This is a genomic window from Rhodoferax sp. GT1R46, from assembly GCF_056521285.1.
Genome location: NZ_JBWMBC010000001.1, coordinates 227038 through 251853, shown reverse-complemented (window position 1 = coordinate 251853; position 24816 = coordinate 227038). Strand labels below are relative to the sequence as shown.

Below are 24816 nucleotides of genomic sequence, written 5' to 3'. Positions count from 1 at the left end.
AGCTATAAAAACCATAGCATCAAAGCGTTTGAGCGGGAGCCCACATCACGGCGAAGCGGCCCCGCGCGGTAGTCTGCGCATCGGTCCACACGCTGGGGGTTGCAAACCCGGCCTGCTGCAGCAGGTCGGCAAAGCCTTCAACCGTCCACTTGTAGGAGTTTTCCGTGTGCATGCGCTCACCCGCCACAAAGGCGCGGTGGCCGCCGGGCCAGGTCACCGTGACGGCACGACGCGTTTCCAAGTGCATTTCGATGCGCGACTGGGCGGTGTTGTACAGCGCCACGTGCGACCAGTCGGCCAGGGCAAAGTCACTGCCCACCAAGCGGTTGATATGCAGCAGAAGGTTCCGGTTGAAGGCGGCTGTCACGCCCAGGGCATCGTCGTACGCAGCCTCCAGCTCAACTTTGCCTTTGACCAGATCCACGCCGATCAGCAAGCCGCTGCCGGGCACCGGTCCACAGGCCGCATGCGCCTGGCGCAAAAAGACCAGCGCCTCATCCGGCGTGAAATTGCCAATGCTGGAGCCCGGGTAAAACAGCAGGCGCGGACTGCCATCCTTTGCACCGACATCTGGGGGCAGCTCCAGCGTCCGGGAAAAATCCAGCCCGACACCTACCATGTCCAGCGCCGGGTACTGGCGCTGCAGGCATTCCAGCGATCCCCGCAAAAAGTCCACCGAAATATCAACCGCCACATACCGCGTGGGTGCAAACCGATCAAACAGGCTGGCTGCCTTGCCACAATTGCCCGCCCCCAGATCAATCAGGGTCGCACCCTTCGGGATCTGGCGCGCCATCGCGTCCCCATGGATGCGGAAAATGGCCGCCTCGGTCCGGGTGGGGTAGTACTCCGGCAGCTCGGTGATCGCCTCAAACAGCCGTGACCCCAAAGCGTCGTACAGAAATTTCGGCGAGGTAGTCGCCCCGCCATGCGCCGGGTTGGAAGCCAGGCCCTGCACCAGTTCCTGCTGAACCGCCTGGGCGTTGTCCTGGTAAATCTGGATGAAGCGGGGAGTTTTCATGGGCATGGCGTCCGGGTGGGTGTCGCATGGTAGCGCCTGTCTCCCGTGTGCCACGACCGGCAGCCGGCTCCCCCTAGACTTTGCCCCATTCTTACTCAGGAGATTTACCCATGTTGACACTCTGTGGCTTTCCCATCTCGAACTATTACAACAAGGTCAAGCTGGCTCTGCTGGAAAAGGGCGTGGCGTTCACCGAAGAGCATGCTGCCACCCACAGCACCGATGAGGCCATTCTGGCCGCCTCCCCCTTGGGAAAAATCCCTTTTCTGCGCACACCCGAAGGCGGCCTGTGCGAGAGCCAGGCGATTCTGGAATACATCGATGCCGCCTACCCCAACCCGCCCCTGCTGCCCGCCAACCTGTTTGCCGCGGCCAAGGTGCGCGAACTGACGACTTTTCTGGATCTGCACCTGGAGCTGGTGGCCCGCGAGCTGTACACCCAGGCCTTCTTCGGCGGCACCGTCAGTGAAAGCGCGCAGGCCCGCGTTCGCAAACAGCTGGAAAAGAACATTGCCGCATTCAAACGCCTGGTCAAATTTGCACCCTTCGCAGCGGGCGACACCTTCACGCAGGCCGACTGCTCCGCGTTTGTGAATCTGCCACTGGTGGGTATGGCCACCAAAGCCATCTATGGTGAAGACCTGTTGATCGCGGGCGGCGTGGACTACAAGGCCTATGTCAAGTTCATTGGCGAGCGCCCATCCGCGCAGAAGGTGCTCGCCGACCGCAAGGCCGCTACAGCGAAACCCTGAGTCGTACTCCGGGTTAGCCACTGCCTATACTTGCGCGATGACCAACATCGCCGACCTCCGCAAAAGCTACGAACGGGCCGAACTCGACGAGAGCGCCTCGCACAGCGACCCGATGCAACAGTTCGACCAATGGCTGCAAGAAGCCATTGCGTCCCAGGTGCCCGAGCCCAACGCCATGACCGTGGCCACCGTGGCCAGCAACCTGCGCCCCTCCACCCGGGTGGTGCTGATCAAGGGCTATGACGCACAGGGCATCACCTGGTACACCAACTACGAAAGCCGCAAGGGCCACGAGCTGGCGGGCAACCCCTTTGCCGCGCTGCAGTTTCACTGGGTGGAGCTGGAGCGCGTGGTGCGCATTGAAGGCGTGGTGGAGAAAGTCAGCGCAGAAGAAAGCGATGCCTACTATCACAGCCGCCCGCTGGACTCGCGCCTGGGCGCCTGGGCCTCGCCACAAAGTGAAGTGATTTCAGGCCGGGGTGTGCTGGTGGCCAATGCCGCCAAATACGCCGCGCAGTTTTTACTGCAACCCCCACGCCCACCGCACTGGGGCGGCTACCGGTTGAAACCGGACAACTGGCAATTCTGGCAGGGTCGAAAAAGCCGCCTGCATGACCGGCTGCGCTACACGCTGGCGGCGGATGGCCAGTGGGTGCGGGAACGGCTGGCGCCCTGAGCGCTCACCCCAGATACGGCACCAGCGTCATCACCAGCGTGACGCTGAGCAATGCCAGCAGCGTGGACACGGCCACACTGGCAGTCACCAGATCTTCCGCCTTTTGGTAGCGCTGGGAAAACAGGAACACATTGGCCCCCACCGGCAGCGATGCAGCCACCACCAGCACCGCCAGCGTTGGCCCCCGCAACCCCATGGCCCAGCCCGCCAGCGCCATCAATAAGGGATGCAGCAGCGTCTTGATGCCCGCAATCACCAGCGCGCCCTTGAACTCCTTGCCAATGGCGGCATAGGACAGCGTCACCCCCACCAGCACCAGCGCCACCGGGCCAAAAGCGTTACCCAGCAACAGCAACGGGCGGTCCACCACGCCCGGCAGGGTCCAGCCGGTTTGCGCAAACAGCAAGCCCGCAATGATGGGCATGGGCACCGGGTGGATGATGGCGCTGCGCACCGCCTGCGTCACAGTGGCCACCGGGTGGCGGCGCGGGCCGGTTCCCGTGGCGGCCTGCTCATGCGCCATCAGCAGTTCCATCACCACCGTAGCGGCGGTCAGCAACACCAGCGCATGCAGGGAAATGAGGGTGAACAGCAATACCAGGGCGCTCTCGCCATAGGCCAGCCCGATCAGCGGAATGCCGATCATGATGGTGTTGCTGAAAATGCTGGACAGTGCGAGTATGGCGGAGCGGCTGCTCAGGCCCCGCGCCACCACCAGCGCCGCAAACAGCACCCCGGCCACCGCAAAGTAAAGCGACACCGGCCGAAAATCGAGCTGCTCGATATGCACCGAACTCATGGTGCGAAACAGCAACGCCTGGGTCAGCACCAGGAACACGAGGTTGGAGAGATCGCGCACCGCCTCGGCCCGGATCAGCCGGGCGCGCCCGGCAACCCACCCGGTCAGGATCAGAAAGACGACGGGCAGCAGCGAAGAGACGACTGGATGGTCCAGAGGCAGAACCAACGGATGCCCGGCTTACTTGACGGCTACGGCGTCCGTCATGCGGTAGTACAGGCCGTAGGGGTCATCGCCCAGCACCAGAAACTGGCCTTCCACCACCACCGGCTCCAGCGAATACTTGACCGGGGTTTTGGTTTTGACTTCCACCATGCTCTCAGGCCCGCCGGGTGTGCAAAACGAGCACGTCAGCGGAACAGAGCTGAGCAAAAAGTGCTTCTGCTTTTCGCCCGGCTCCAGCGGCATCATGAAACCCTGCACCCGCTGGCTCTTTTTGTTCAGCGCCTGAATGTCGCTGGGGAACACCGGCAGGATGCGGTTTTTGTCCACTTTGGTCTTGACCGCCGTCAGCACCGACCAGGGCAACACATCGCCACGCTGCGGCAGCGGCGCAAACGGGCTGTTGGGGCTGTGCACCCCCGCACCCGTGCCCGCGGGAACGCCGCCTGCAATGGGCGAGCTCAATTGCGCCAGCGCGCCCAAGGGAAGCAGGCAGGCGCACAGCGATGCAACAACCGCACTGCGGAATAGGGTTCGGCGTTTCATGGGAAATTCCTCAATCTTTCTGTTCTTAGTGCTCGTGCTTCATGCCGCAGAACTTGCCAATGGCCAAGCCCTTGCAGGCGGCCTGTAGTTCTTTCTCGCACACGTCGTCTTTTTTCCCCGCCTCGATGCATTTGGCTGCGGCCTCGTGGGCGGCGGCCATGGCACGGTGGCGGGCAATGTCCTGCTTGGCATCGGCGCTCAAAGGTGCTTCGGCTGCTATGGAAATGGTAGCTATCAGCGCAATGAATACGTGGGCTAGAAGCAGTTTTTTCATAAATTTACGCTTGTCTTTGATCTATCGGGATTGAAGAAGTTCCAGCACGCTCACACGGTAGGCTCCCACTGCCGGCAGCAGCGCCGCGCCCAGAGACACACCCAGTGCCAACGCAGGCACCACGGCCAGCTCCGGTGGCCAGACCGTGCCACCAATGAGCAAGGAATTATCCAACTGCAAAAACCAGCCCAGTGCCGCCGTAAAGGCCTGGCCCAGCGCCAGCCCCAGCACGGCTGCCAGCAGCCCCAGCCACAAGGCCTCGCATAGCAGCAAGGCGGCCACTTTGGCCGGCGGCGCACCCAGCATGCGCAGCAGCGCCAGGTCCGCGCGGCGCTCGCGCACCGCGCTCCACAGCGCAATGAACACGCTTAAGCCCGCCGTGAGCAGCAAAACGCCAGCAAAGGCGCGCAGCACGTCGGTGCCCAGCCCCAGCATGTTCAGTAGGCGCGAGATTTCCAGTGCGGGGGCGGCAGCCTGCATCTCGGTACTGGCGTTCACATAGCGCGGGAAGGTCAACGCCGCCATGGGGGTTTTGTATTGCACCAGTGCCATGGTGATTTCGCGCTCTTCTTCCATGACCTTGCGGTCTTCGGCGTCCACCGCGGTGTAGTCCTCGTGCACCTTCCACACCGATGCCGTGTCGGTCAGGATGAGGCGGTCCAGCACGCTGCCACTGGACGCCAGAATGCCCACCACGGTGTAGGTGCTGTCCCCGTGCGCATGACCGCCCGTGCCCAGACCGTGCGTGCCGACAAAGGTGTTGCCCAGCGCCGCGCCCAGCTTGCGGGCGGTGGTGGCACCCAGCACCACCTGCATGGGAGCCGTCCACAAGGCACCCTGCGCCAGCGTCGCCTGGTAATGGCTGATGTAGTCGTGCGACGTGCCCACGATGCGATAACCCTGGAAGTTGTCGCCCAGGCTGATGGGAATGATGCGGGCTACCAGCGGGTTTTTCTCCAGCGCACGCACGGCGGCCAGCGGCACATTGCCCGGTGGCACGTCGATATGCAACACCCCGCTCAAAATGAGCTGCATGGGGCTGCCTTTGGCCCCCACCACCACATCAATGCCCGCCAGATCGCGGTCAAACGCGGTGCTGAGCTGGTGCCCCACCAGCAGCAAAAAGGTAATGGATGCCAGCCCCAGGCTGAGCAACAGCACATTGAGCGCCGCACCCAGGGGACGGGCCCACAGGTAGCGCCAGGCAAAGGACAAGGTCTTCATGCAAGCGCCTTCATGCTATTTTTTTCATAGCTACTTGCGCAGCAGGCGCAAGGGCTGGAAGCCCATTTGGCCATCAATACCCGCAGGAATGAGCGTTGCAATCCGGGCGTCGTGGGTGGCAATCACCAGCGTGGCGTGGTGGGTTTTTGCGGTGCTCAGCAGCAGGCCGACCGCATCGGCAGCGGCTTCGTCGTCCAGACTGGCAGTGGGCTCGTCGGCCAGAATCACCTTGGGCTGCAGCAAGACCGCGCGGGCCAGCGCCACCCGCTGCGCCTGCCCACCCGAGAGCTGCCCGGGTTTGCGCCCTGCCAATTCTTGCACTCCCAGCGATTGCAAGGCGGCCTGAATGCGCACGGCATCTTCAGGCTGCCCGGCCGCCCACTGCGCCAGCGCCAGGTTTTGCTGCACGGTGAGCGCGGCACTCAGGTGCAATTTTTGGGGTAAAAACCCGATAGCCCTCGCCCGCCAGGCGTCAGCAGCTATCTTTTTAAGAGCAGCCAGCGGCTGGTTTGCCACCGTCAACGCGCCTGAGGCCGGAGCCACCAGGCCCGCCACCAAGGCCAGCCAGGTGGATTTACCACAGCCCGACGGGCCGCTCAGCAGCAGCACGGCGCCTTGGGCCACGTCCACATCCGGAAACACCAGCGCGGGGCCATCGGGGTAGCGGTAGGTGAGACCGCGCGTTTGAATCACGCCGCGTCTCCAGCCGCGGCAGCAGCAACAGGGGGCGAGGTCGCGCAGTCGACGCACACGCCGCGCACGGCAAAGTCCATGCTCAGGCCCTGGTAACCCAGCGCCTTGAGGGCTTCCAGCGCGGTCTGCGCGGCGCGCTCCAGATCCTGCGCGTTGGCTTTGAGCGCGCCCGCCAGGGGGCTGTCGCGGTGGCAGCTTTGGCACTCAAAGTGCGGAATGGCGTGCACGCTGGACGGCATGGCCTGGTAGCGGCGTACCCGGCTGGCATCCACGCGGCACAGCAGCAGCCCGACCTGCGTGAGACGGTCAATCAGACGGTACAGCGTGACGCGGTCCAACACCGCCGAACTGTCGCCAGCCAGAGCCTCCTGCAACTGCGCATGGGTGTAGCTGGTGTCCGGGTGGGCCAGCAGCCAGCCCAGCACCAAGCGTGCAGCCACCGTGCGGCGCAGGCCGTGGGCCGAGAGCAGCGCATCAATGGGGTCGGCAGCGGCCAGTTCAGCCAGTTTGAGGGATGCCATGGGCTAATGTTATTTATTGCAACTTGGTTGCGTTATACTCAATCGCAACAGGATTGCATTATTACCGAGCTTGCGGACTGCGACATCCCATTTTTGTAAAGACATTCCATGCTTTTTGTAAAGACGACCCCTCGGCCGGGCGGGCCAAGCGCCCGCAGCGCCCCCTCCAGCGTGCTGGCCTGGCCTGCCTGGCGGCGGGTCTTGGCCGTGTTGCCAGCCATCGCCCTGCTATGGCTGGCGGTGGCCTGGGCCAGCGTGGAGGTGGCACCGTGGTAGCTGGCATGCGCGCACCCGCGGTCACGCTCAACAACCTCACGGTGAGCTACCGCCAGCACCCGGCCTTGCACCACATCAGCGGCAGTTTTGCACGCGGCTCGCTCACTGCGGTGGTGGGACCCAATGGCGCGGGCAAGAGCACCTTGCTCAAAAGCATCGCAGGGTTGTTGCCCTTATCTGGTGGCGCGCTGCTAACCCCCATACCGCGCAACCGCATCGCCTACCTGCCCCAATTGGCAGAGATTGACCGCAGCTTCCCCATCGCTGTGCGCGACTGCGTACTGTTGGGCCACTGGGGCACCAGCGGAGCCTGGGGCGCGGTCACTGCTGCCATGCTCCAGGGTGTGGATGCAGCCTTGCAGGCCGTGGGCCTGCAAGGTTTTGGGTACCGCAATGTAGGCAGCCTCTCCAGTGGGCAACTGCAGCGGGTCCTGTTCGCCCGCCTGCTGGTGCAGGACGCCGAGCTGATTCTGCTGGACGAGCCGTTCAACGCCGTCGACAGCAAAACCACCGCAGCCCTGCTCGCGCTGGTGCAGCAATGGCACGGCCAGCAACGCACCATCATCGCCGTGCTGCACGACGACACCCTGGTGCGGCAGCACTTTCCCCAGACCTTGCTGCTGGCCCGCGAACTGGTCGGCTGGGGCCCCACCGATCAGACCCTCACCGAGCCCACGCTGCGCCGCGCGCGCGCCATGGCCGAGGCCTGGGACGAAGCCGCCGAGCGGTGCGACATCGACACACCCGCACCCCCGGCGAGCGCACAGAAGAGGGTGGCGTGATGGACATTGCTGCCCAACTGTGGAACACAATCTTGGCCCCGTTTGCCGAATTCGCCTTCATGCGCCGCGCACTGGTGGCCACGCTGGCGCTTTCGCTCAGCGCGGCACCGCTGGGCGTGTTTTTGACGCTGCGGCGCATGAGCTTGCTGGGTGATGCGCTCAGCCACGCCGTCCTGCCGGGTGTGGCGATGGGCTTCATGCTCAGCGGCTTGTCGCTCACCGCCATGGCGCTGGGCGGTGTGCTGGCCGGCATGCTGGTGGCGGGCATCGCCGGGCTGGTGACCCGTTTCACGGCCCTCAAGGAAGACGCGAGCCTGGCGGCCATTTATCTGGTCGCACTGGCCCTGGGCGTGATGCTGATCTCGGGCCACGGCACGCAACTGGACTTGCTGCACATCCTGTTTGGCAGTGCGCTGGGCGTGGACTCGGCCGGCCTGCTGATGGTGGCCAGCGTAGCCACGGTCAGCGTGCTGCTGCTGGCGGCCATGTACCGTGGCCTCGTGCTGGAGAGTTTTGACCCGGTGTTTCTGGGTGCTGCCGGGCGGCGCGGGTGGGGTGGTTGGCGTACTTGGGGTTGGCAGCAAGGCTTCCTGATGTTGGTCGTCATCAACCTCGTGGCGGGCTTTCAAACCCTGGGCACGCTGATGGCAGTGGGGCTGATGATGCTGCCCGCTGTGTCCAGCCGCCTGTGGCACAACACCCTGCCCGCGCAACTGGTGAACGCCAGCGTGCAGGCCATGCTGTCCAGCGTGGCCGGGCTGCTGCTGTCCTACCACCTGGACACGCCCTCGGGCCCGACCATCATCGGCTGCGCAGGTGCGCTGTATTTCACGTCGCTGCTGGTCGCGCCGGGCGGCTGGCTGCCCCATGTTTGGGCCACCTCCCACCGGGTGGCCTGAACTGCCCGATCTTTCTCAAGGCTTACCCATGTACCCTCTCTTTCGCCAATTCCTTCTGGCAAGCACTGCAGTAACTGCACTGCTATCGGGCGCGTCGCACGCGGCCGACAAGATGCCCGTTACCGCCAGCTTCAGCATCCTGGGCGACCTGACGCGGGTGGTCGGCGGCGACCGGGTGACGGTGACTACGCTGGTGGGCCCCGATGAAGATGCCCATGTGTTCGAAGCCAGACCCTCCGACACCAGGACCCTGTTGGCCAGCAAGCTGTGGGTGACCAACGGACTGGGGTTTGAACCCTGGGCCACCAAATTGGCCCAGTCAGCGGGCTACCAAGGCGAGTCCGTTGTCGCGTCAAACGGCGTGAAAGACGTGAAGGGCCGCACCCTGACCGCAGAGAAGAGGCTGATCGAAGGCGATCCGCATGCCTGGCAGAACCCCGAAAACGTGGTCCTGTATGTGCGCAACATCGCTGCCGGCCTGACAAAAGCGGATCCGTCCGGCGCAGGCGTCTACCAGGACAACGCAGCGGCTTATGTGAAAGAACTGCAAACCGTTGACGCATGGGCGAAGGAGCAGTTTGCCGCCATCCCCGCGAACAAGCGCAAGGTGATCACCTCGCACGACGCGTTTGGCTACTTGGCAGCGCATTACCAGATCACGTTTCTGGCACCTCAAGGTCTGAACACCGACGCCGAGCCCAGCGCAAAACAGGTGGCGCAGCTCATCCGGCAGATCCAGAGCGAAAAGATCAAGGCGGTGTTTGTGGAAAACATGAGCAACCCCAAGCTGCTGGCCCAACTGAGCAAGGACGCAGGTGTCACCTTGGGCGCCAGCCTGTATTCCGACGCCCTCTCCGCTTCCGACAAGCCCGGCGCGACGTATCTGCACATGATGCGCCACAACGTGACGCAACTGGTGGCGGGAATGAAACGGAACTGAGTGCAACCTGCTATCAAAAAAATAGCTGTCTACGCATATTCCACGAGGGCTACACCCTATTTAACCTCTTGCGTACCAACTGGATGTTGCTGCGCAGCGCGTACAGCTCATCGGTATACGACAGCGGCACGCTGATCTTTTCGGCGTGGCCCTCCATCTGGTCCAGTTCATCCAGCAGCGGCTGCGTGTCGGGATTTCCCTCGGCCCGCTGTTCAATGTCCCGCAGCTGGGCATACCACCTGAAAATGCGCGACCGCACCCGAAACTCATAGAGCGGCGGCACGACGCGCGACACAGGCAGCAGCACCGCCAGGATGATGCCCATCACCAGCCACATGCGCTCCACCAGATTGGCCACCCAGAACGGCAGGTACCGCTGCAGCAGCGGGGCGCCGGTTTGAATGGCGCGCTCGGCCTCTTTGGAAACCGGCAACTCGTTGTTGTTGACGTTGGGGTATTCGCGGGCATGCTTGAACCAGCCGGCGCTTCCATGGATCTCGTTGCCTGCCAGCGCAAACAGCTGCAGCAATGCCGGGTGCGTGGCGGTGCGCGTGAGCAGCGTGGTGGTAGGCGCCACCAGGTGCACGTCCCGGGGTGGAATGTTGCCCGCCAGATCAACCACGCCTTGCGGCAGCACGGCTGGGCTCAGAAACGCAAACCGCCGTGAATAGGCCTCGCTTTGCGCAAAGTCCATGAGCTTGACGCCGGGCGTTTGCAGCAGCATTTGCACCATCAGCGATTCAGGGGCCGAGGCAAACACAATGGCATCCAGCTCACCCCCTAGAAAGGCCACCGTGGCAGGCGTTTGCTCCAGCTCTGAAATCTTCAGTGCGCTGCGCTCAATGCGGTTGCTCTCCAGCAACTTGGCCATCAGGTTGGGCACACCGCTGCCGGGCGTTCCCACGTTGACGCGCAGGCCTTGGAGCTGTGTGAGCGAACTCAGCACCGCATTTGGCGCCGCGCTTTCGCGGTAGAACAGCCACACCGGCTCCAGAAACAAGCTGCCCAGCGACTCCAGCGGCGCTTCGCCTTCTGCACGGGTTTCACTGGTGCCACCCTGCACAAAACCAAGGTCCGCCTTGCCTTCACGCAGCAGTTGCAGGTTGGCAGCCGAGCCCTCGGACGGCAACAGCACCACGGTGATGCCTTCTTTGGCCAGAATAGTGGCGTAGCGCTTGCCGAACTCTTCATACGCACTTTGGGCCGGGCCGGTGGCCAGCGTCACCCGCTTGGGTGGGTTGGGGTCCAGCCACGCATAAGCCACCACCAGCAGTGCGATGGCCAGCACCACAAACGGGCCGGCAGACACCGCCAAGTCCCGCAAGGACAGCAGGGTGTAGCGTATGGTTTTGCTCACTTCTGGGTCAGGGCCAGATAGGCCCTGCGCGTGTCGGGGGCCACGGAGTCAAGCACCAACGCATACGCGGTCTGGTGGCGAACCAGCAAGCGAGCGGAGGCCACGGTTTTGGATTTGCAATACCAGTGGCAGGTGTGCTGCATCAGAAACAGCTCGGCCATCAGGGTGAACGCCTTGTCCTTGGGTGAGCGGTTAAGACTGTTTTTTGCGGCATTGGCGATGCCGCTGGCATGCACGGCCAAAACCTTGCGCACATCAAACGTCGCTTGCGGAAACAGCTTGGCAGCATACGGAATGGGGATGGGGAGCGGCAGCGTGCTGACGCGTGCATCCGCCGCGTCAACCTTGGCGAACTCGGCCACAAAACTGTTGAACTGCTCCGAGAGCTTGAGCCCGGACGGGTCCAGCAGGTTCCAGACCTGCTCCTGGCGCGCCGGGTCCGACTCCCCCAGCGCCCGCATGGTGCCGTGGGTCAGGCTTTCCATCAGTTTTTCAATCTCGTACTTGCCAAGATAGCTGCCCAGCAGGGCAATGCGCCTGCTTTCGTCCCGTGACTTGAGGAGATAGCCGCCAACCGCGATCAGGATCGCCCATATCAAAATATCCATTGCAACTTCAGAGGGTGTTTCAGTAGCCCCCAAGTGTAGTCACCCCTTCTGGAACCGCGCAAAGGTCTTGCGGAATTTGGCAACCTTGGGCGCGGCCACCGCCATGCAGTAACCCTGGTGCGGATTGCGCTCAAAGAAATCCTGGTGGTAGTCCTCAGCGGGCCAATAGTTGTCCAGCGGCACCACCTCGGTGACGATAAGTCGGTCATAGACACCGCTGGCGGTCATCTCGGCTATTACCTCCCGGGCCACCGCTGCGTGTTCGGGATTGGAGAAGTAAATGCCACTGCGGTACTGGGTGCCCGCGTCATTACCCTGTCGGTTCAAGGTAGTGGGGTCGTGGATGACGAAGAAAATTTCCAGCACCTCGCGGGTGGAAATGTCGGCGGGGTCATAGACCAGCTTGACCACTTCATTGTGGCCGGTGGTGCCGGTGCAGACGTCTTCATAACTCGGCTGGCGCACCTGGCCGTTGCTGTAGCCGGACTCGACGTCCACTACGCCGCGCACCTGCACAAACACCGCCTCGGTGCACCAGAAGCAGCCTCCACCCAGGGTGATGGTTTCAACAGAATTGGACATGAGAGATCTCCAGACAATCGGTTTTACTGGAACCCAATGTAACCCGGCGGACCTGCCTGTGTCAGGCAAAGGGGCTATCGAATGCGCGGCAAGGCCCGCAATTGCTCAGGCGTCGTGAAGTAGGCAGCAGTGGCGCCCATGCGGCTGCGCGCCTGTGTGAGCTCGTGGCGCGCCACGGTGCGCAAGTGCACTTCATCGGGCCCATCCATCAGGTGCATGGCACGGCCCCAGGTCCAGAAATAGGCCAGCGGGGTGTCGGGCGACAGGCCCATGGCGCCAAAAGCCTGCATGGCGCGCTCGACCACGCGCGTTTGCAATCGGGCAGCCACCACCTTGATGGCGGCCACCTGTGCACGCAACTGCGCTGTCGGTTGAGCGGGGTCCCGCGTGCTCTGGTCCAGCGCCCAGGCTACCTGCAGCACCAGCAACCGGGCCTGATCGATCTCGATGCGGGACTCGGCAATCCAGTCCTGCACATTGGAAAAATCGGACAAATACTTGCCAAAGGCCTGTCGCTCCAGCGTGCGCTCGGTGGCCAGCTGCAGGGACAGCTCGCACTGGCCAATGGTGCGCATGCAGTGGTGCACCCGCCCCGGCCCCAGCCGTGCTTGCGCCATGGCAAAGCCTTCCCCCCAAGCGCCCAGCAGATGGGCTGCGGGCACGCGCACATCGCGCAACACAATTTCGCAATGCCCTTCGGGCGCATGGTGGTGCACCACGGCAATGTTGCGCACCACCTGCACGCCGGGGGTGTCCTGCGGCACCAGCACCATGCTGTGCTGGTGGTGGGCAGTGCCCTCGCCTTCAGCCGCATTGCGGCACATCACGATGAGTAGCTTGCAGTGCGGGTGCGCCGCCCCGGTGATGAACCACTTTCGGCCATTGAGCACCAGTTGTTCGCCATCACGGCGCACCGTGGTTTGCAGGTTGGTGGGATCACTGGACGCCACATCGGGCTCGGACATGGCAAAGGCCGAGCGAATCTGCCCTTCCAGCAGAGGTGCCAGCCATTGCGTACGCTGTGCGGGTGTGGCAAAGCGATGCAACAACTCGATGTTGCCGGTGTCGGGTGCGCTGCAATTGAAGACTTCCGCGGCCCACGGCAGGCGGCCCATGATTTCGGCCAGAGGCGCATAGTCCAGGTTGCTGAGGCGCGTGCCGGGTTCGTCGGCACCCAGGCTGGGCAGGAACAGGTTCCACAGCCCTTCTTCGCGCGCGAGGGCTTTGAGGTCTTCCAAAAATGGCGGCGGGTACACACCGTCTTGCACAGAAGCGTGCCACGCTGCGTTGTAGGGCAGCAGATAGCGTTGCATGAACGCTTCAAGGCGTTGGCGCAGGTCTTGCGCCCGGGGAGAATGTGCGAAGTCCATGGACGCATTGTCCACCTCGCGCTGTCGACTGTCAGAACACGGGGGACATGCCCAATCCGGCACGACAGACTAGGATCCCAGAAACTCTCCGATTGGCTTCAGGTCGTCGACCCGATCACAGGTGGACTTGACGATCATGAGAATAGGGATGCCCAGCAGCAGGCCCCAAATGCCCCATAGCCAGCCCCAGGCGAGCAGACCCACAAACACCGCAACCGGACTCAGACGGCTGGCGCGGCTGGTCAGCCACGGCGTGAGCAGGTTACCGACGATGGTGTGGATGCCCAATGACGCACCCGCTACGACCAAGGCCATATTGAGAGAGCCAAACTGCAAAAATCCGACCAGCCCCACCGCTGCGGAGGTAGCCAGGGAACCCACATACGGAACCAGATTCATGACCGCTGCCGCAATGCCCCAGACCGCAGCGTTCTCAAGCCCGATGGCAAAGAGCACCAGCCCGGTCAACACCCCCACCAGCGCACTGGTGAGCAACTGCACCTGCAGATAACGCTGGATCTGGCCGGTGATTTCATTGAGTGCCTGCAATGTGATTTTTTTCTTGCTTAATGTAGGGCCTGCGAGCTTGATCAGCTTGCGACGAAAGGTATCGCCAGAGAGCAGTAGAAAGTAGGTGAGAAAAACGACAGCCGTCCCTTGTCCGATCAAGGTCACCAGACCGATAGTGCCCGACCACAAATAGTCTTTGACATTGAATCGCGCAGGCTCAACCACCACGCGCATGGCACCGCGACTCGTACTGGGTGGTGCCCCGTTCTCCTGCGCAGCCTGCTCAATCTGCGTCGCTGCTTTCTGCACGGTATCCAGAGCGCTGGCGGGTTGGTCGCCGCGTGGTTTGACGGACTGCCTGAACTTCTGTGCGGCCGCTGGAAGCGCCTCTACCATTTGCGTGGCCTCGTTGCTGAACGAGTAGGCGGTTGACCCGATCCCGCCACAGATTGCCACCAACAGCACGGCTGCGCCCAACCAGCGTGGCACGCGTTTGAACTCCATCCAGTTAACCCAGGGAGAGAGCGCATAACTGAAGAGCACGCTGAGCATCACGGGTATAAAAACGGCCTTGGCCCAATGCAGTACAAAGAGGCTGGCGAAGAAAGCCAGTATCACCAGTGACATGCTTCGAATATCAACCGGCATATGCAGTAGCACCCGCTCGGCGTCCTGCACGACGACCGGTGCAGGCTCGGCGAGCGGCACTTCTGGAAGAATTTCTTCAGTCATCGTTTGATTATGGGGCCAGCATTGTCACGGGCCCCTTGCGTCTGTGAAAACTCCAGCGCGCGGTCCAGCGCATCCATGAACCCGTTAATTCTGATGGGCTTGGTGAGATAGCGGAAGAACCCTGCCGCCAGGCCTTTTTCGATATCGCGTGGCATGGCATCGGCACTGAGGGCCAGAACGGGAATATGCTGGGTAGCCGGATCTTCATGCAGGATTTTCAGTGCCTGGAATCCATTGATGCCAGGCAGGTTGAGGTCCAGCAGAATCACGTCCGGTTGATGGGTCTGCGCCAGCACAATGCCACGCTCAGCATCCCTCGCGCTCAGAAAGTGCAGGTCGGGGCGACGCGCAACCAATTGCTCAACCAGCATCATATTGGCCTCGTTGTCTTCGACATACAGCACCGTGCGTACCGTTGCACCCGGCTGATCGGGCGCAGGATGCGACGCAATCAACTCCTGCATTGGCCCCGCGTCAAATTGGGGTGCGGAAACACTGTTGAGTTCAAGCCAGAACTCACTGCCCACACCGACCGTGCTTTGCACGCCGATTTCGCCTTCCATCAACTCAACCAGCTGCTTGCTCACGACAAGACCAATGCCGGTGCCCTGCTCAATGCCGTCCTCCTGTCCGAGACGGTTGAACGGCTGGAACAGTTGCGCCAGCTTCTCCGGGGACAGGCCTTCACCGCTGTCCTGCACGTGAATGCGCAACCGTTGACCCGGGCGCTCGCTGTAAGTTACCTGAACGCTCCCACCGACACGGTTGTATTTGATCGCGTTGGATAGAAGATTGACCAGAACCTGCTTCATCCGGGTGCGATCGGCATGGACGAAGCAAAGGTGATCAAGATGGGCGTAGGAAATGCGGATGCCACTGCGCTGTGCCTGCGGCTCCATCATGGTCTGGCAATCACTCAGCAGATCCGGCAAGGACAGGGGTTCCAGCGACAGCGACATCTTGCCGGATTCGATCAGCGCAAGGTCAAGAATTTCGTTGATCAGGCTCAGCAAATACCATCCCGCACGCAGTATCTGGTCTATGGCTTTTGTTTGCGCCGCTGTGGGTGGCGGTGTCCCGGCCGCCATCAGCTGCGCGAAACCCAGCACGGCATTCAGCGGGGTGTGCAACTCGTGGCTCATACTTGAGAGAAATTCCGACTTCGCCAGATTGGCTTTTTCAGCGACCACCCGGGCGGCATCCAGCGCAATATTCGCGCTCTGCAGCTTTTGCTCGAATTGCCTGCTATCGGTAACGTCGCTAAACACCCCGACGTGCCTCTCCCAGGCGCCTTTGGGGTTTCTCTGGCATGCGCTTCTGCTAAGGACGTGCCGGATCTTGCCATCTGGCCGTTCTATTCGGTATTCGGTATTGACAAGGCCGTTGCCCGCCAGTGCCACACCAATCTCTGCCTGAACCCGGCTGAAATCATCGGGCAGGATGCGATCGAAATAGTCTGTCGCCAAGAGACCTTGATCAGAGGCAAACCCAAAGATCTCGCGGGTCCGCTGCGAGCACTGCACCCGACCGTCGAGAATACTCCAGTCAAAGGTTCCGATCTGTCCGATTTCCAATGCGTCATCGGAGCTAATCTGGTTCAGTTGCAACGCAATTTCGATGTTTTTGCGTTGCGTTATATCTCGAAAAAACACCGCCAAACCGCCGTCAAGCACTCGGTGGGTCAGTACTTCCAGCCACGCGGCGTGCTCGTCTGAAATTTGAACATGCATCTCCAGCGATTCGCTGTTTCCGCTTTCGCGGACGCGCCGATACAGTGCTTCAACTTCCGTGCCGACCGTTTCCGGCCAAACTTCCCAATGATTGCGTCCGATCACTTCCGCGGCGGTGCGTCGGCCGATGCGCAAGCCCGCTGCATTCATTTGTTGTACGCACCAGTGGCGATCAACGAGACCAAAGCCGTCTTCCATGCTGTCAAAAATGTAACGACTCTGGTCGCGCTCGGCCTTCAGTTCGGCCTGCGCCCGAGCGCTCTCTGCCGCTGACCAGGTTCGCTCGGCCATGTCTTGCGCCAGAACAATGTCCTCGTCAGTCCAGTGGTAAGGCTCAATTTGATGCAGATTGAGAATCGACGTGAGTTCACCTGCTTTGATCAGCGGTATGGCGAGACTTGCACGTATATTGACCTTGGCATCGGAATCCGTAGGTGTGGCAGTCCGGAGGTCCACGGCGACGTCATCATTTGCATACACATTCCCGCAGCGCAGCTCAGCTAGGCTGGCTGCGCCAAAACTATCCAGTAATCGGGTTTCGCCTGCTACGCTGACCAAGCCATTGCATGTCCAGTCGCTGCGGATGGAAAGGGTGCTTTTGGCGTCATCCACCTCGCAAAAAAACACACGCGATACGCCCAGGTACTCGCCCAGCAACGCGCATGCCGCCGCCACAATATTTTCGGGGGTGCGTATGGGACGCAAACGTTCAGCCAGTTCCAGTTGAAACCTATTGCGCCTCTCGAATGCTTCAAGGCGGTGAACCTGCGCAGACAATCCATCCAGATGTTCCCGATCCAAGGTGTGGCGCCGCTTCAGCCACACCGGGTTGGCCGTCTCCGCACACAAGCCAAAGACGCCAACTACGGACCCATCGTCGTCGCGAATAGGACTGACGGAAACCGTGAACCAGGTCTGTTCCATGCGTCCAGAACGCAGCACGTCCTGGGCAACGTTTTGCAAGAGACTTGCTTCGCCACATAATGCACGCTCCACGGCGGAAACCAAGTCATTGGGCACCCCGGACCAGACATACCGAAAGGGCTGTTTCAGGGCTGCCGGATGCCGTGGGCCGAGGACTTCTGCGTACCCATCGTTGTACAAGAGGAGCAGGTCCGGCCCCCAGCACAACCACATGGGCATGTCCGCATCGAGCATGAACCGAACCGTCGTTCGCAAGCTTGATGGCCATGTTTCCGGCAGACCCATCGGTGTTTCAAGCCAATCCCCGTCTCCCATAAATGCGTCCACCTTCCCGCCAGGGGAAAAAAGTTCGAACGAAGGCGGCATCTGGAAATCCTGGGTTTGAGCACACTGGGTAAGATCAGTCGCGTGCCGACATACGGCACGCGCGGTCGCACTGTAGTTGTTTTGTTCGACTTTTCGTATGTAAAAAGACATCACACAACGCGCACAAGTCGTCATGAGGCAAAAAGGAAACTAAATGCATGAAATTCACTGTAGCGCGTGCCCTCTCCGGGCGCTTCCACTTTTTTTTGCGCACAGTGCCGACGAACTGCAGTTGGTTCAGTCATTGAAGCGGCGCGAGGTTCGGCTGGGCGCCGGTGAGACACTGATTCAAGAAGGGCAGACCGATGCCCCGCTCTACACGCTGCACAGCGGCTGGGCCTTTCGCTTCAAGACCTTGAGCGACGGACGCCGCCAGATCCTGAGCTTCCTTCTTGCGGGTGATTTCATCGGCGTGCAACAGAAGATGGGCGATGCCGCCGCCCACGGTGTCATCACATTGACGGACACCCTGTTCTGCGTCTTCCAGCGGGACTCCCTGTGGGAACTGCACCGGCAGTCCCCTTCCATGGGATTCAACGTGACCTGGCTTACGGCGCATGAAGAGTCCATGGTGGACGACACATTGTTGTCCGTTGGGCGGCGTAGCGCCGAGGAGCGCATTGCCACGCTGCTGATTCTGCTGTTCAAACGTGCGGCGGCTCTCCAAGCGGATGGCGGTGCCGCAGGCGTGCCGTTCCCGCTGACACAACAGCATGTGGCAGATGGCTTGGGCCTGTCGCTCGTCCACACAAACAAGACGCTGCGTAAGCTGGAACAGCGCGGCCTGCATCGCATTATTGATGGGCGCTTGTTTTTGAACGATGTCAAGGCGCTCGCGCGACTCGCCGACCTGTACGGCGATGGTCGCCCGCCACAGCGCCCTTTGGTCTAGCTGTCGTTTCGGCTACCCATCAAGGGCTACGCCCGCACCGCGGCGAATTGCCTGGCTATGAACGCCCAGATCATGCGTGACGCGTCAGGGCCATTGGGGTCGCTATAGGCTTGCCCGGCGGCACCTCCGCTCCATGCATGACCGAGACCCATGACCTCGCAGAGCGTCGCCACCAGCCGCCTCTGGACCCGATAGTCGGTGACCTTCATGGAATAGCGCGCACCGCGCTGCACAGTTCGCGTGGCGCCCGCCGCAGCTGACGTCGCCCCTTCGCTGGCGGCCCACGACCGCGCGGCCTCAGCGCCGTTGGGGGGTGCGACGACGTGGTCAGCACTGCCCTGAATAACCAGCAGCGCAGGCAGGTGAATGCCGGCTGCTAGCGGCGCGGCAGGCACTGCCTTTACCCTGCGTCCAAACATGGCACTGAGCGCGGTGGCGGATGAATGGGCAACGCCTGGCGCAATACCCGAATGCATGGCGACCGCCCTGAACCGCTCCGGATGGCGCATCGCCAGCAACGCCGCCATGCCAGCGCCCGCCGAGAGTCCGGCCACTGCAATGCGGTTGCGGTCCACAGGCTGCGTCAGGCAGACCTGGCTGATCGCAGCGTCAATGGAGTCGGCCTCAGCCTGGGCTCTGCCCGTGCGGGTGTCGTACCAGTTCCAGCAGCCCTGGGCATTGGCCATTCGGTCTTGCTCCGGGTAGAGCACCAGAAAGCGTTCACGCTCGGCAACACGGTTCATCCGGCTGCTGGCGCTTAAACCATGAGCGTCCTGTCCACAGCCGTGCAGCATTACGACCAGCGGCAGTTGTTCGTTGCGGCGCACACCAAGCGGCTTGAAAAGCCGGTAGCGGCGTGCTCCCGTGGTACTGATGGCAACACCAGAACGCCCCTGTGCAGCGGGTACGCGCTTGGCGGGCTTGGCGGGCTTGGCGCGCAATGTCTGGGTCATCGCCTTGGTACCGGTGCGCATTGCGGACCGGGTCATGGCCGAGAGGGTCCGTTGGAACGCCCTGCTCAAAAAAAGGTTGCCTGCACGTTTTGCCATGTTTTCTTCTACAAAAAAATAGCCGCAAACTGCGGCCACTTTTCCATTGGCGTGAAACCGCCAAAGTTTAGATTTTCTTGGCGTCCTTGACCAGTTCCTTGACGTTGCCAACATGTTGTTGTGCTTTGCCTTCTGCCTGGTGAATCAAGCCCTTGGCTTGCTGGGTTGGGTTACCCACCAGCTTGCCCGCTTCTTGCTGGATTTTCCCGGCGATGTCTTTGGCAGCGCCTTTAACTTGGTCTTTGTTCATGGTGAATTCCTGTTTGTGAGGTGTACATCTGATACCCCACCTGAATGGGGTTCAGCCTACGGATCGCACAACCCGTTCGTCGTGTCGATACACAGAAATTAATCAAAAGCAACGATTGAATCTGTGCGCTTCCCAACATAGCGGAATTCGGGTATCCAGTCAGGGCGCAGCGCGCAACGCGAGAACCGCATTCGTTCCGCCAAAGGCGAACGAATTGGACAACATCGTGCGGCCCGCCGCGCCCTCGCGTGCGATGTTGGGAACATAGTCCAGATCACATTCCGGGGCGGGCACACGCAGGTGCATGGTGGGAAGGGCTACGTTGTTTTGCAAAGCCAGCAACGTCAGCACGAATTCCAGTGCACCAGCTGCGCCCAGCAGGTGGCCGTGCAACGCCTTGGTGGCGCTGATCGGAATGTGGCGCGCGCGCTCGCCAAAGACACGCTTGATGGCTGCAGTCTCTACGCCGTCATTCGCCGGAGTTCCGGTACCGTGCGCATTGATGGCGTCCACCTCCTGAGCGCTGATGCCCGCCGCAGTCAGCGCTGCGCGCATGGCGGCCGCCTGACCATCCACACTGGGTCGGGCAATGTGACTTGCATCGGTGGTGAGACCGTAACCAATGAGTTCGCCGTGGATGAATGCGCCGCGTGCCTTAGCGCGATCCCAGCACTCCAGCACCACCAGTGCCGCACCTTCTCCCAAAACCATGCCGCTGCGATTCCTGGAAAATGGTTTGCACGAGGTGGCGGGGTCATCGGCGTCCATGCTAGCCAGCGTGTGCATGGCCTCCCATGCCTTCAGCGAGCCCAGCGAAAGCGGGGCTTCGGAACCCCCGGCGATTGCGACGTCCAGTGCGCCGCAGGCCAGACGCAGCCAGGCCTCGCCAATGGCTACGCTGGACGAGGAGCAGGCCGTGGAATAAGTCATATTGGGCCCGAGAAGCCCATGCTCGATGCCGATCCACGCCGCGGGTGCGTTGTGCATGCCTTTGAGGATCATCATCGGCTTGATGCGGTCGGACTGCTCCGCATACAGCGTCTGGTAACCCTCATCCATACTCAGGGTGCCGCCCATTCCGGTGCCCAGAAAAACGCCGGTACGCTCACGCTCGATATCCGTCAATTTGCATTGCGCGTCAGCGATGGCCCGCCTGGCCGCTACCACCGCGAATTGGCTCACGCGATCCATCAGACGGTACTGCGGTGGATCGAAGTGATCGGCACCGTCGAATTGCACCGTGGCCGCCAGTGGCACCGCCAGTCGGTGCACGCCCGGGATGTCGAGCCTGCGTATGGCTGAGCGCCCCGAGCGCGCGGCCTCGAACACCTCCTGCGCATGATGACCCAGGGGCGAAACAACGCCGACGCCCGTGATGGCGACCCGCTTCATGTCGCTGGGTGCGAATGCTCCGTCGCCGCAGTGGAATGACCCGCTTCAACGCCCTGGGCTGCGACCAGCTTTTCGATAAACTGGACGACATCGCCGAGGGTCAGGAGTTGCACCGCCTGATCGGGCACCTCCAGTTTGAATTCGTCCTCGATATTGAATATCAGCTCGGCCATTCCAATGGAATCAATGCCCAAGTCTTCGATCAATGCATCGGGTGTGAGTCTGTCAGGATCGAGCTTGTAGTCCTTCACAAGCAAGGCGCGAATACGTGCTTCAGTGGTCATGGAACTTCTCCTGGTAATAGTTTAAAATCCTGGCGAAGATGCGCGCGGCTCAGGCCAACACCCCCACTGGCGCTGGATGCCAAGGCCGCCAGCATGGCGGTGTCGGCCGCAAAGTGGACCTTGCCACTCCATGTGGCAGCCCGGGTCAACAGCGTTGGCCGCCAACGGACCAGCGCCATCAACGCCGCTGAGGTGGTTGGCCGCATGGCCAGCTGTGCAAACGTGGCGGCCAGGCGAAGGCGTGGTGCAAAGTGGCGCCGCCACTCAGCAACGTACTGTTCACGCACGCCACGTTGCCATGCCGTCCCGGCGCCCGAGCCATGCCGCTGGCGGGCGCGTACCAAGCCTGCGCATAGCAGCCAGGCCGACTGCAAGGCCATACTCATGCCTTCGCCGATGATGGGATGCGCCTCCCCGGCCGCGTTTCCGATGCGAAAGACCTTTTCGTCCGGTTGAAATCGTATGCCCGGCGCCATCGGGCCTGACGCCAGCCAGGGCGCAAGCCGCTGTGCACCCTGCAATGCATCGGCCACACCCTGGCATTCACGCTTGAGCATGGCTTCCACTACCTCACCCGCGGACCTGCCGGGCTCTGCCTGGCGCAGCACCTCAAGACGGTCGGCGCGGATGCAGCAGGCCAGCGTAACAATGCCGTGATCTGCCAGCACGATTCCGCCATAGCCGCCGTTGAACATCAGTACAGATAGAAGCCTGGCGGCCAGTGAGGCCCCCTGAAAGTTCGCCTTGAAGGCGAGCAGATCGCTACCGCTGCGCGCCCGGCGCTGAATCGCGCGCTCCTGCGGCAGCGGCTCCCATGACCCGTGGGCGAGGATAGCCACCGGGGCCTGCAGAACCATCAACCGGTCGGACACCGCTTCGCGCACCGTGCAATCGTGAAAACCGCCGACACGGTTGATTTTCTGTACCGCCCAGGGCTGCAGCACCACCGCACCTGCTGAGCGGGCACGTTGCAGCAATAAGGTGTCGAGCACTTCCCGGCCGAGAGCACGACCCCACAGGTATGGAGAGCCTACCGCCGGTGGCAGATCCGTCTCGACGGTGCGCGCGCCCCGCGTCAACGCCAACCGGTGGAGCTCTGGCCCGGCCTGGGACAGAAAATCAGCACCAATACCCAACGCTTCAAGTAGCGGCAGGTTAGTGGCCGCCAGGCATTCTCCGCATACCTTGCGTCGCGGAAAGACCTGCTTCTCAATCACGCACACGGACCACCCTGCCGTGGCCAGCAGGATGGCAGCACTGGAGCCGGCGGGACCCCCGCCGATGATGATTGCATCAAATCGGGTTTGCATCAGCGTGCATTTGTACGCTTGCGTTCTGCACGCGCAGCAACAAGACAATGACTGAAGAGACCCGCAGAGTGCTCGGCCAGCGTCCAGCCAGCGTTCTGTGCGGGCCAGAGCGCCTGCAGTTCCTTCCCACGAAAACCGGCGTGCACACTCAGCACCGCGTCTACGCGTGTAACCGCGTTGGCCCCTATGGCACCAACCAGGTGACTGCCCGCCAACGCCAGCCATGCACGGCGTGGCTCACAGGCGAAGAAATAGTCCGTGCGCGCCTCCACCGCGGCCAGCAACAAGGCCAATTGAGGGCCCTCAAAATGGTGCAGGAAAAGGTTAGCAACAATCACGTCCCAATGCGGCACAGCACCAGCGTCATCAGCCCAATCCAGCGCATCGGCCACCTGCGTTTTCACGGACCAGCCGGCTGCGGCGTAATGGGCCACGGCACTAGGTAGCAGCAGGTCCTGGCGGTCCAGCAGCGTCAGCTCCACAGCAGGCCACTGGCCCTGCAGAGCGCGTGCGACGCCCAGCATCAGGCTACCGTCGCCAGCACCCAGTTCGAGCAATCGCAGCGGTGACTTCCGCGCGTGCAAGCCGGGCAGCGCGCGCAATGCCCTGAGCACGGTGGCGCGGGTACCCATCGCGCGGTGGATGCGCTGCAGGTCGCGGCGTGAGCGCTTCGCGGCGGCATCGTGCGCGTCCATGCCGTCCAGAAGCTCAGGGACCACTTTTCTGGGAAAAGCCAAGGGTACTGTTGCGATCAAATCGGCTCCATCAGCCCACCTGGAGCAAAGCACCGTGACAGCTAAAACCGGCACCAAACGCCGTCAGCCACCACCAGCCACCCGGCGCGTCGTCAGCCAGTGCCGCCTGCAGCACAAAGTAGACGAATGCACTGGAGAGGTTGCCGTATTCGCGCAACATTGCGGCGCTGTAGCGCAGATCAGTGTCATTCAGTTCGAAGCGCCGTTCCACGGCTTGCAGCACGTCACGCCCGCCTGCATGCAGGATCCAGGTACTCACATCGTCAGGGTGCAGGTCCGCCCGCTGCAGCACGGTGTGCAGCACCCGCAGGGCATAGTCCGAGGCCAGTTCTGGCACGGCGCGCGTGAGCACGTTGCGCAGCATTCCCCCGCGCGTCTCAAACTTGAGCACGTCGCGTTGCGCAGGCTCCATCAGCGAGCTGCTGTCCATCCATTCGATGCGGCGTCCAACGGAACCCGCCGATGAAGAGAGCACGGCAGCCCCAGCGCCGTCGCCGAAAAGGCAGGCGCTGATCAGCACACCGGGGTCATTGTCCAGGTACATCGCGGCGCTGCTGACCTCTACACAGACCGACAGCACATGTTCGCAAGCACGGGATGCCAGCAGCGCCCGACCCATTTGCATGTTCGGCAATGCCGCAGCGCAACCCTGTCCTACCAGGTCAAAAGCCTGCACGTTGCCGCGCAGACCCAGGCGCTCGGCCACATAGCCCGTAAGCCCGGGGCACACATAACCGGTGCACGTGCTGACAACCACAGCCCCGATGTCCTGCGCACGGAGTCCGGCGGCATCCAGTGCCTGGGTGGCCGCAGCAGCAGCCAAAGTGGGTGCGTGTGCCAGGAAGCGTTGGGCCAGCGTGTCGGGATCAATGTGGAACACTTCATCCAGCGTGTTGACCGCCAGCCGCCGCGCGTCAATGCCGTTGTCCCGTTTGAGGACGGTACGCGCGATCAGGTGGGACCGCGTGTCCAGCCGGTTGTACCAGTCGGATTTCTCGAAGGCTACCAGGCAGTCAGCCTTGGTGTATCTCGTCGGGGGGGTGGCGGTACCAATGCCGCGGATGAACATGCCACCCGCAACCGCCGTATGCTGGATTGTTGGAAGAGGTGTATTCATGGCCGCAGTCTACGCCCGGGAAA

The 24816-nt window shown here is 62.1% G+C and carries 27 protein-coding genes; 7 read left to right on the top strand and 20 right to left on the bottom strand.

The window, feature by feature from the left end; translation table 11 throughout:
- Positions 1–19: 19 nt before the first annotated feature.
- Positions 20–1021, bottom strand: a complete 1002-nt coding sequence (gene egtD / locus AC097W_RS01245; RefSeq protein WP_479600432.1) for an L-histidine N(alpha)-methyltransferase — start codon at positions 1019–1021, stop codon at positions 20–22.
- Between the two features lie 110 nt (positions 1022–1131).
- Here egtD and AC097W_RS01240 point away from each other — a divergent pair, with 110 nt between their 5' ends.
- Together AC097W_RS01240 and pdxH are read left to right on the top strand one after the other, a co-directional pair.
- Positions 1132–1773, top strand: coding sequence for a glutathione S-transferase family protein (locus AC097W_RS01240; protein WP_479600431.1), 642 nt, complete (start codon positions 1132–1134; stop codon positions 1771–1773).
- Between the two features lie 37 nt (positions 1774–1810).
- On the top strand, positions 1811–2449 hold the full coding sequence (pdxH, locus tag AC097W_RS01235; protein ID WP_479600430.1) for a pyridoxamine 5'-phosphate oxidase: 639 nt from the start codon (positions 1811–1813) through the stop codon (positions 2447–2449).
- Between the two features lie 4 nt (positions 2450–2453).
- Here pdxH and AC097W_RS01230 read toward each other — a convergent pair whose 3' ends face one another.
- Genes AC097W_RS01230 through AC097W_RS01205 form a run of 6 tightly spaced genes read right to left on the bottom strand, consistent with a single transcriptional unit; the run spans position 2454 to position 6668 of the window.
- A complete protein-coding gene (locus AC097W_RS01230; RefSeq protein WP_479600429.1) occupies positions 2454–3416 on the bottom strand; it encodes an AEC family transporter in 963 nt (320 codons plus the stop codon).
- Positions 3417–3428: 12 nt separating this feature from the next.
- Positions 3429–3956 carry a DUF3299 domain-containing protein gene (locus tag AC097W_RS01225; RefSeq protein ID WP_479600428.1) on the bottom strand — a complete coding sequence of 176 codons (528 nt, stop codon included), beginning with the start codon at positions 3954–3956 and terminating at the stop codon, positions 3429–3431.
- 25 nt (positions 3957–3981) lie between these two features.
- Positions 3982–4230: a hypothetical protein gene (locus tag AC097W_RS01220; RefSeq protein WP_479600427.1), complete on the bottom strand. Its 249-nt coding sequence runs from the start codon at positions 4228–4230 to the stop codon at positions 3982–3984.
- A gap of 21 nt (positions 4231–4251) precedes the next feature.
- Positions 4252–5454, bottom strand: coding sequence for an ABC transporter permease (locus tag AC097W_RS01215; RefSeq protein WP_479600426.1), 1203 nt, complete (start codon positions 5452–5454; stop codon positions 4252–4254).
- A gap of 30 nt (positions 5455–5484) precedes the next feature.
- Positions 5485–6147 carry an ABC transporter ATP-binding protein gene (locus AC097W_RS01210; protein WP_479600425.1) on the bottom strand — a complete coding sequence of 221 codons (663 nt, stop codon included), beginning with the start codon at positions 6145–6147 and terminating at the stop codon, positions 5485–5487.
- The gene (locus AC097W_RS01205; protein WP_479600424.1) at positions 6144–6668 is read right to left on the bottom strand and encodes a Fur family transcriptional regulator; all 525 of its coding nucleotides are present in this window, start codon (positions 6666–6668) and stop codon (positions 6144–6146) included. The genes AC097W_RS01210 and AC097W_RS01205 overlap by 4 nt, the downstream gene beginning before the upstream one ends.
- Positions 6669–6776: 108 nt before the next feature.
- Here AC097W_RS01205 and AC097W_RS01200 point away from each other — a divergent pair, with 108 nt between their 5' ends.
- Genes AC097W_RS01200 through AC097W_RS01185 form a run of 4 tightly spaced genes read left to right on the top strand, consistent with a single transcriptional unit; the run spans position 6777 to position 9565 of the window.
- On the top strand, positions 6777–6944 hold the full coding sequence (locus AC097W_RS01200) for a hypothetical protein (RefSeq protein ID WP_479600423.1): 168 nt from the start codon (positions 6777–6779) through the stop codon (positions 6942–6944).
- A gap of 5 nt (positions 6945–6949) precedes the next feature.
- Entirely contained in the window at positions 6950–7726 is a 777-nt protein-coding gene (locus AC097W_RS01195) for a metal ABC transporter ATP-binding protein (protein ID WP_479601276.1), read from the top strand.
- On the top strand, positions 7726–8625 hold the full coding sequence (locus tag AC097W_RS01190; protein ID WP_479600422.1) for a metal ABC transporter permease: 900 nt from the start codon (positions 7726–7728) through the stop codon (positions 8623–8625). Before AC097W_RS01195 ends, AC097W_RS01190 begins: the two co-directional genes overlap by 1 nt.
- Positions 8626–8653: 28 nt before the next feature.
- Positions 8654–9565, top strand: a complete 912-nt coding sequence (locus AC097W_RS01185) for a metal ABC transporter substrate-binding protein (protein ID WP_479600421.1) — start codon at positions 8654–8656, stop codon at positions 9563–9565.
- Positions 9566–9614: 49 nt separating this feature from the next.
- On the opposite strand, the gene AC097W_RS01180 is transcribed toward AC097W_RS01185, so the two are convergent.
- From AC097W_RS01180 to AC097W_RS01155, 6 genes are all read right to left on the bottom strand, one after another.
- Positions 9615–10922 (bottom strand): TAXI family TRAP transporter solute-binding subunit, encoded by a 1308-nt coding sequence (locus AC097W_RS01180; RefSeq protein ID WP_479600420.1) that lies wholly within the window; start codon positions 10920–10922, stop codon positions 9615–9617.
- Positions 10919–11530 (bottom strand): hypothetical protein, encoded by a 612-nt coding sequence (locus AC097W_RS01175; RefSeq protein ID WP_479600419.1) that lies wholly within the window; start codon positions 11528–11530, stop codon positions 10919–10921. Before AC097W_RS01175 ends, AC097W_RS01180 begins: the two co-directional genes overlap by 4 nt.
- Positions 11531–11569: 39 nt before the next feature.
- On the bottom strand, positions 11570–12112 hold the full coding sequence (msrA, locus tag AC097W_RS01170) for a peptide-methionine (S)-S-oxide reductase MsrA (RefSeq protein WP_479600418.1): 543 nt from the start codon (positions 12110–12112) through the stop codon (positions 11570–11572).
- A gap of 74 nt (positions 12113–12186) precedes the next feature.
- Positions 12187–13482, bottom strand: a complete 1296-nt coding sequence (locus AC097W_RS01165; RefSeq protein WP_479600417.1) for an acyl-CoA dehydrogenase family protein — start codon at positions 13480–13482, stop codon at positions 12187–12189.
- A 69-nt stretch (positions 13483–13551) separates the two neighbouring features.
- Entirely contained in the window at positions 13552–14724 is a 1173-nt protein-coding gene (locus AC097W_RS01160) for an AI-2E family transporter (protein WP_479600416.1), read from the bottom strand.
- A complete protein-coding gene (locus AC097W_RS01155; RefSeq protein WP_479600415.1) occupies positions 14721–17744 on the bottom strand; it encodes a PAS domain-containing protein in 3024 nt (1007 codons plus the stop codon). Before AC097W_RS01155 ends, AC097W_RS01160 begins: the two co-directional genes overlap by 4 nt.
- Before the next feature lie 154 nt (positions 17745–17898).
- Between AC097W_RS01155 and AC097W_RS01150 the strand changes: the two genes are divergently transcribed.
- Positions 17899–18636, top strand: a complete 738-nt coding sequence (locus AC097W_RS01150) for a Crp/Fnr family transcriptional regulator (RefSeq protein WP_479600414.1) — start codon at positions 17899–17901, stop codon at positions 18634–18636.
- A gap of 26 nt (positions 18637–18662) precedes the next feature.
- On the opposite strand, the gene AC097W_RS01145 is transcribed toward AC097W_RS01150, so the two are convergent.
- From AC097W_RS01145 to AC097W_RS01115, 7 genes are all read right to left on the bottom strand, one after another.
- The gene (locus tag AC097W_RS01145) at positions 18663–19625 is read right to left on the bottom strand and encodes an extracellular catalytic domain type 1 short-chain-length polyhydroxyalkanoate depolymerase (RefSeq protein WP_479600413.1); all 963 of its coding nucleotides are present in this window, start codon (positions 19623–19625) and stop codon (positions 18663–18665) included.
- A 127-nt stretch (positions 19626–19752) separates the two neighbouring features.
- Positions 19753–19935, bottom strand: coding sequence for a CsbD family protein (locus AC097W_RS01140; RefSeq protein WP_479600412.1), 183 nt, complete (start codon positions 19933–19935; stop codon positions 19753–19755).
- 159 nt (positions 19936–20094) lie between these two features.
- Positions 20095–21327, bottom strand: a complete 1233-nt coding sequence (locus AC097W_RS01135; protein WP_479600411.1) for a beta-ketoacyl-[acyl-carrier-protein] synthase family protein — start codon at positions 21325–21327, stop codon at positions 20095–20097.
- Positions 21324–21611: an acyl carrier protein gene (locus AC097W_RS01130; protein WP_479600410.1), complete on the bottom strand. Its 288-nt coding sequence runs from the start codon at positions 21609–21611 to the stop codon at positions 21324–21326. Before AC097W_RS01130 ends, AC097W_RS01135 begins: the two co-directional genes overlap by 4 nt.
- Complete coding sequence (locus AC097W_RS01125; RefSeq protein ID WP_479600409.1) at positions 21608–22921, bottom strand: NAD(P)/FAD-dependent oxidoreductase; 1314 nt, start codon at positions 22919–22921, stop codon at positions 21608–21610. Before AC097W_RS01125 ends, AC097W_RS01130 begins: the two co-directional genes overlap by 4 nt.
- On the bottom strand, positions 22921–23658 hold the full coding sequence (locus AC097W_RS01120) for a methyltransferase (protein WP_479600408.1): 738 nt from the start codon (positions 23656–23658) through the stop codon (positions 22921–22923). The genes AC097W_RS01125 and AC097W_RS01120 overlap by 1 nt, the downstream gene beginning before the upstream one ends.
- Before the next feature lie 28 nt (positions 23659–23686).
- Complete coding sequence (locus AC097W_RS01115) at positions 23687–24793, bottom strand: type III polyketide synthase (protein WP_479600407.1); 1107 nt, start codon at positions 24791–24793, stop codon at positions 23687–23689.
- Between the last annotated feature and the right edge of the window lie 23 nt (positions 24794–24816).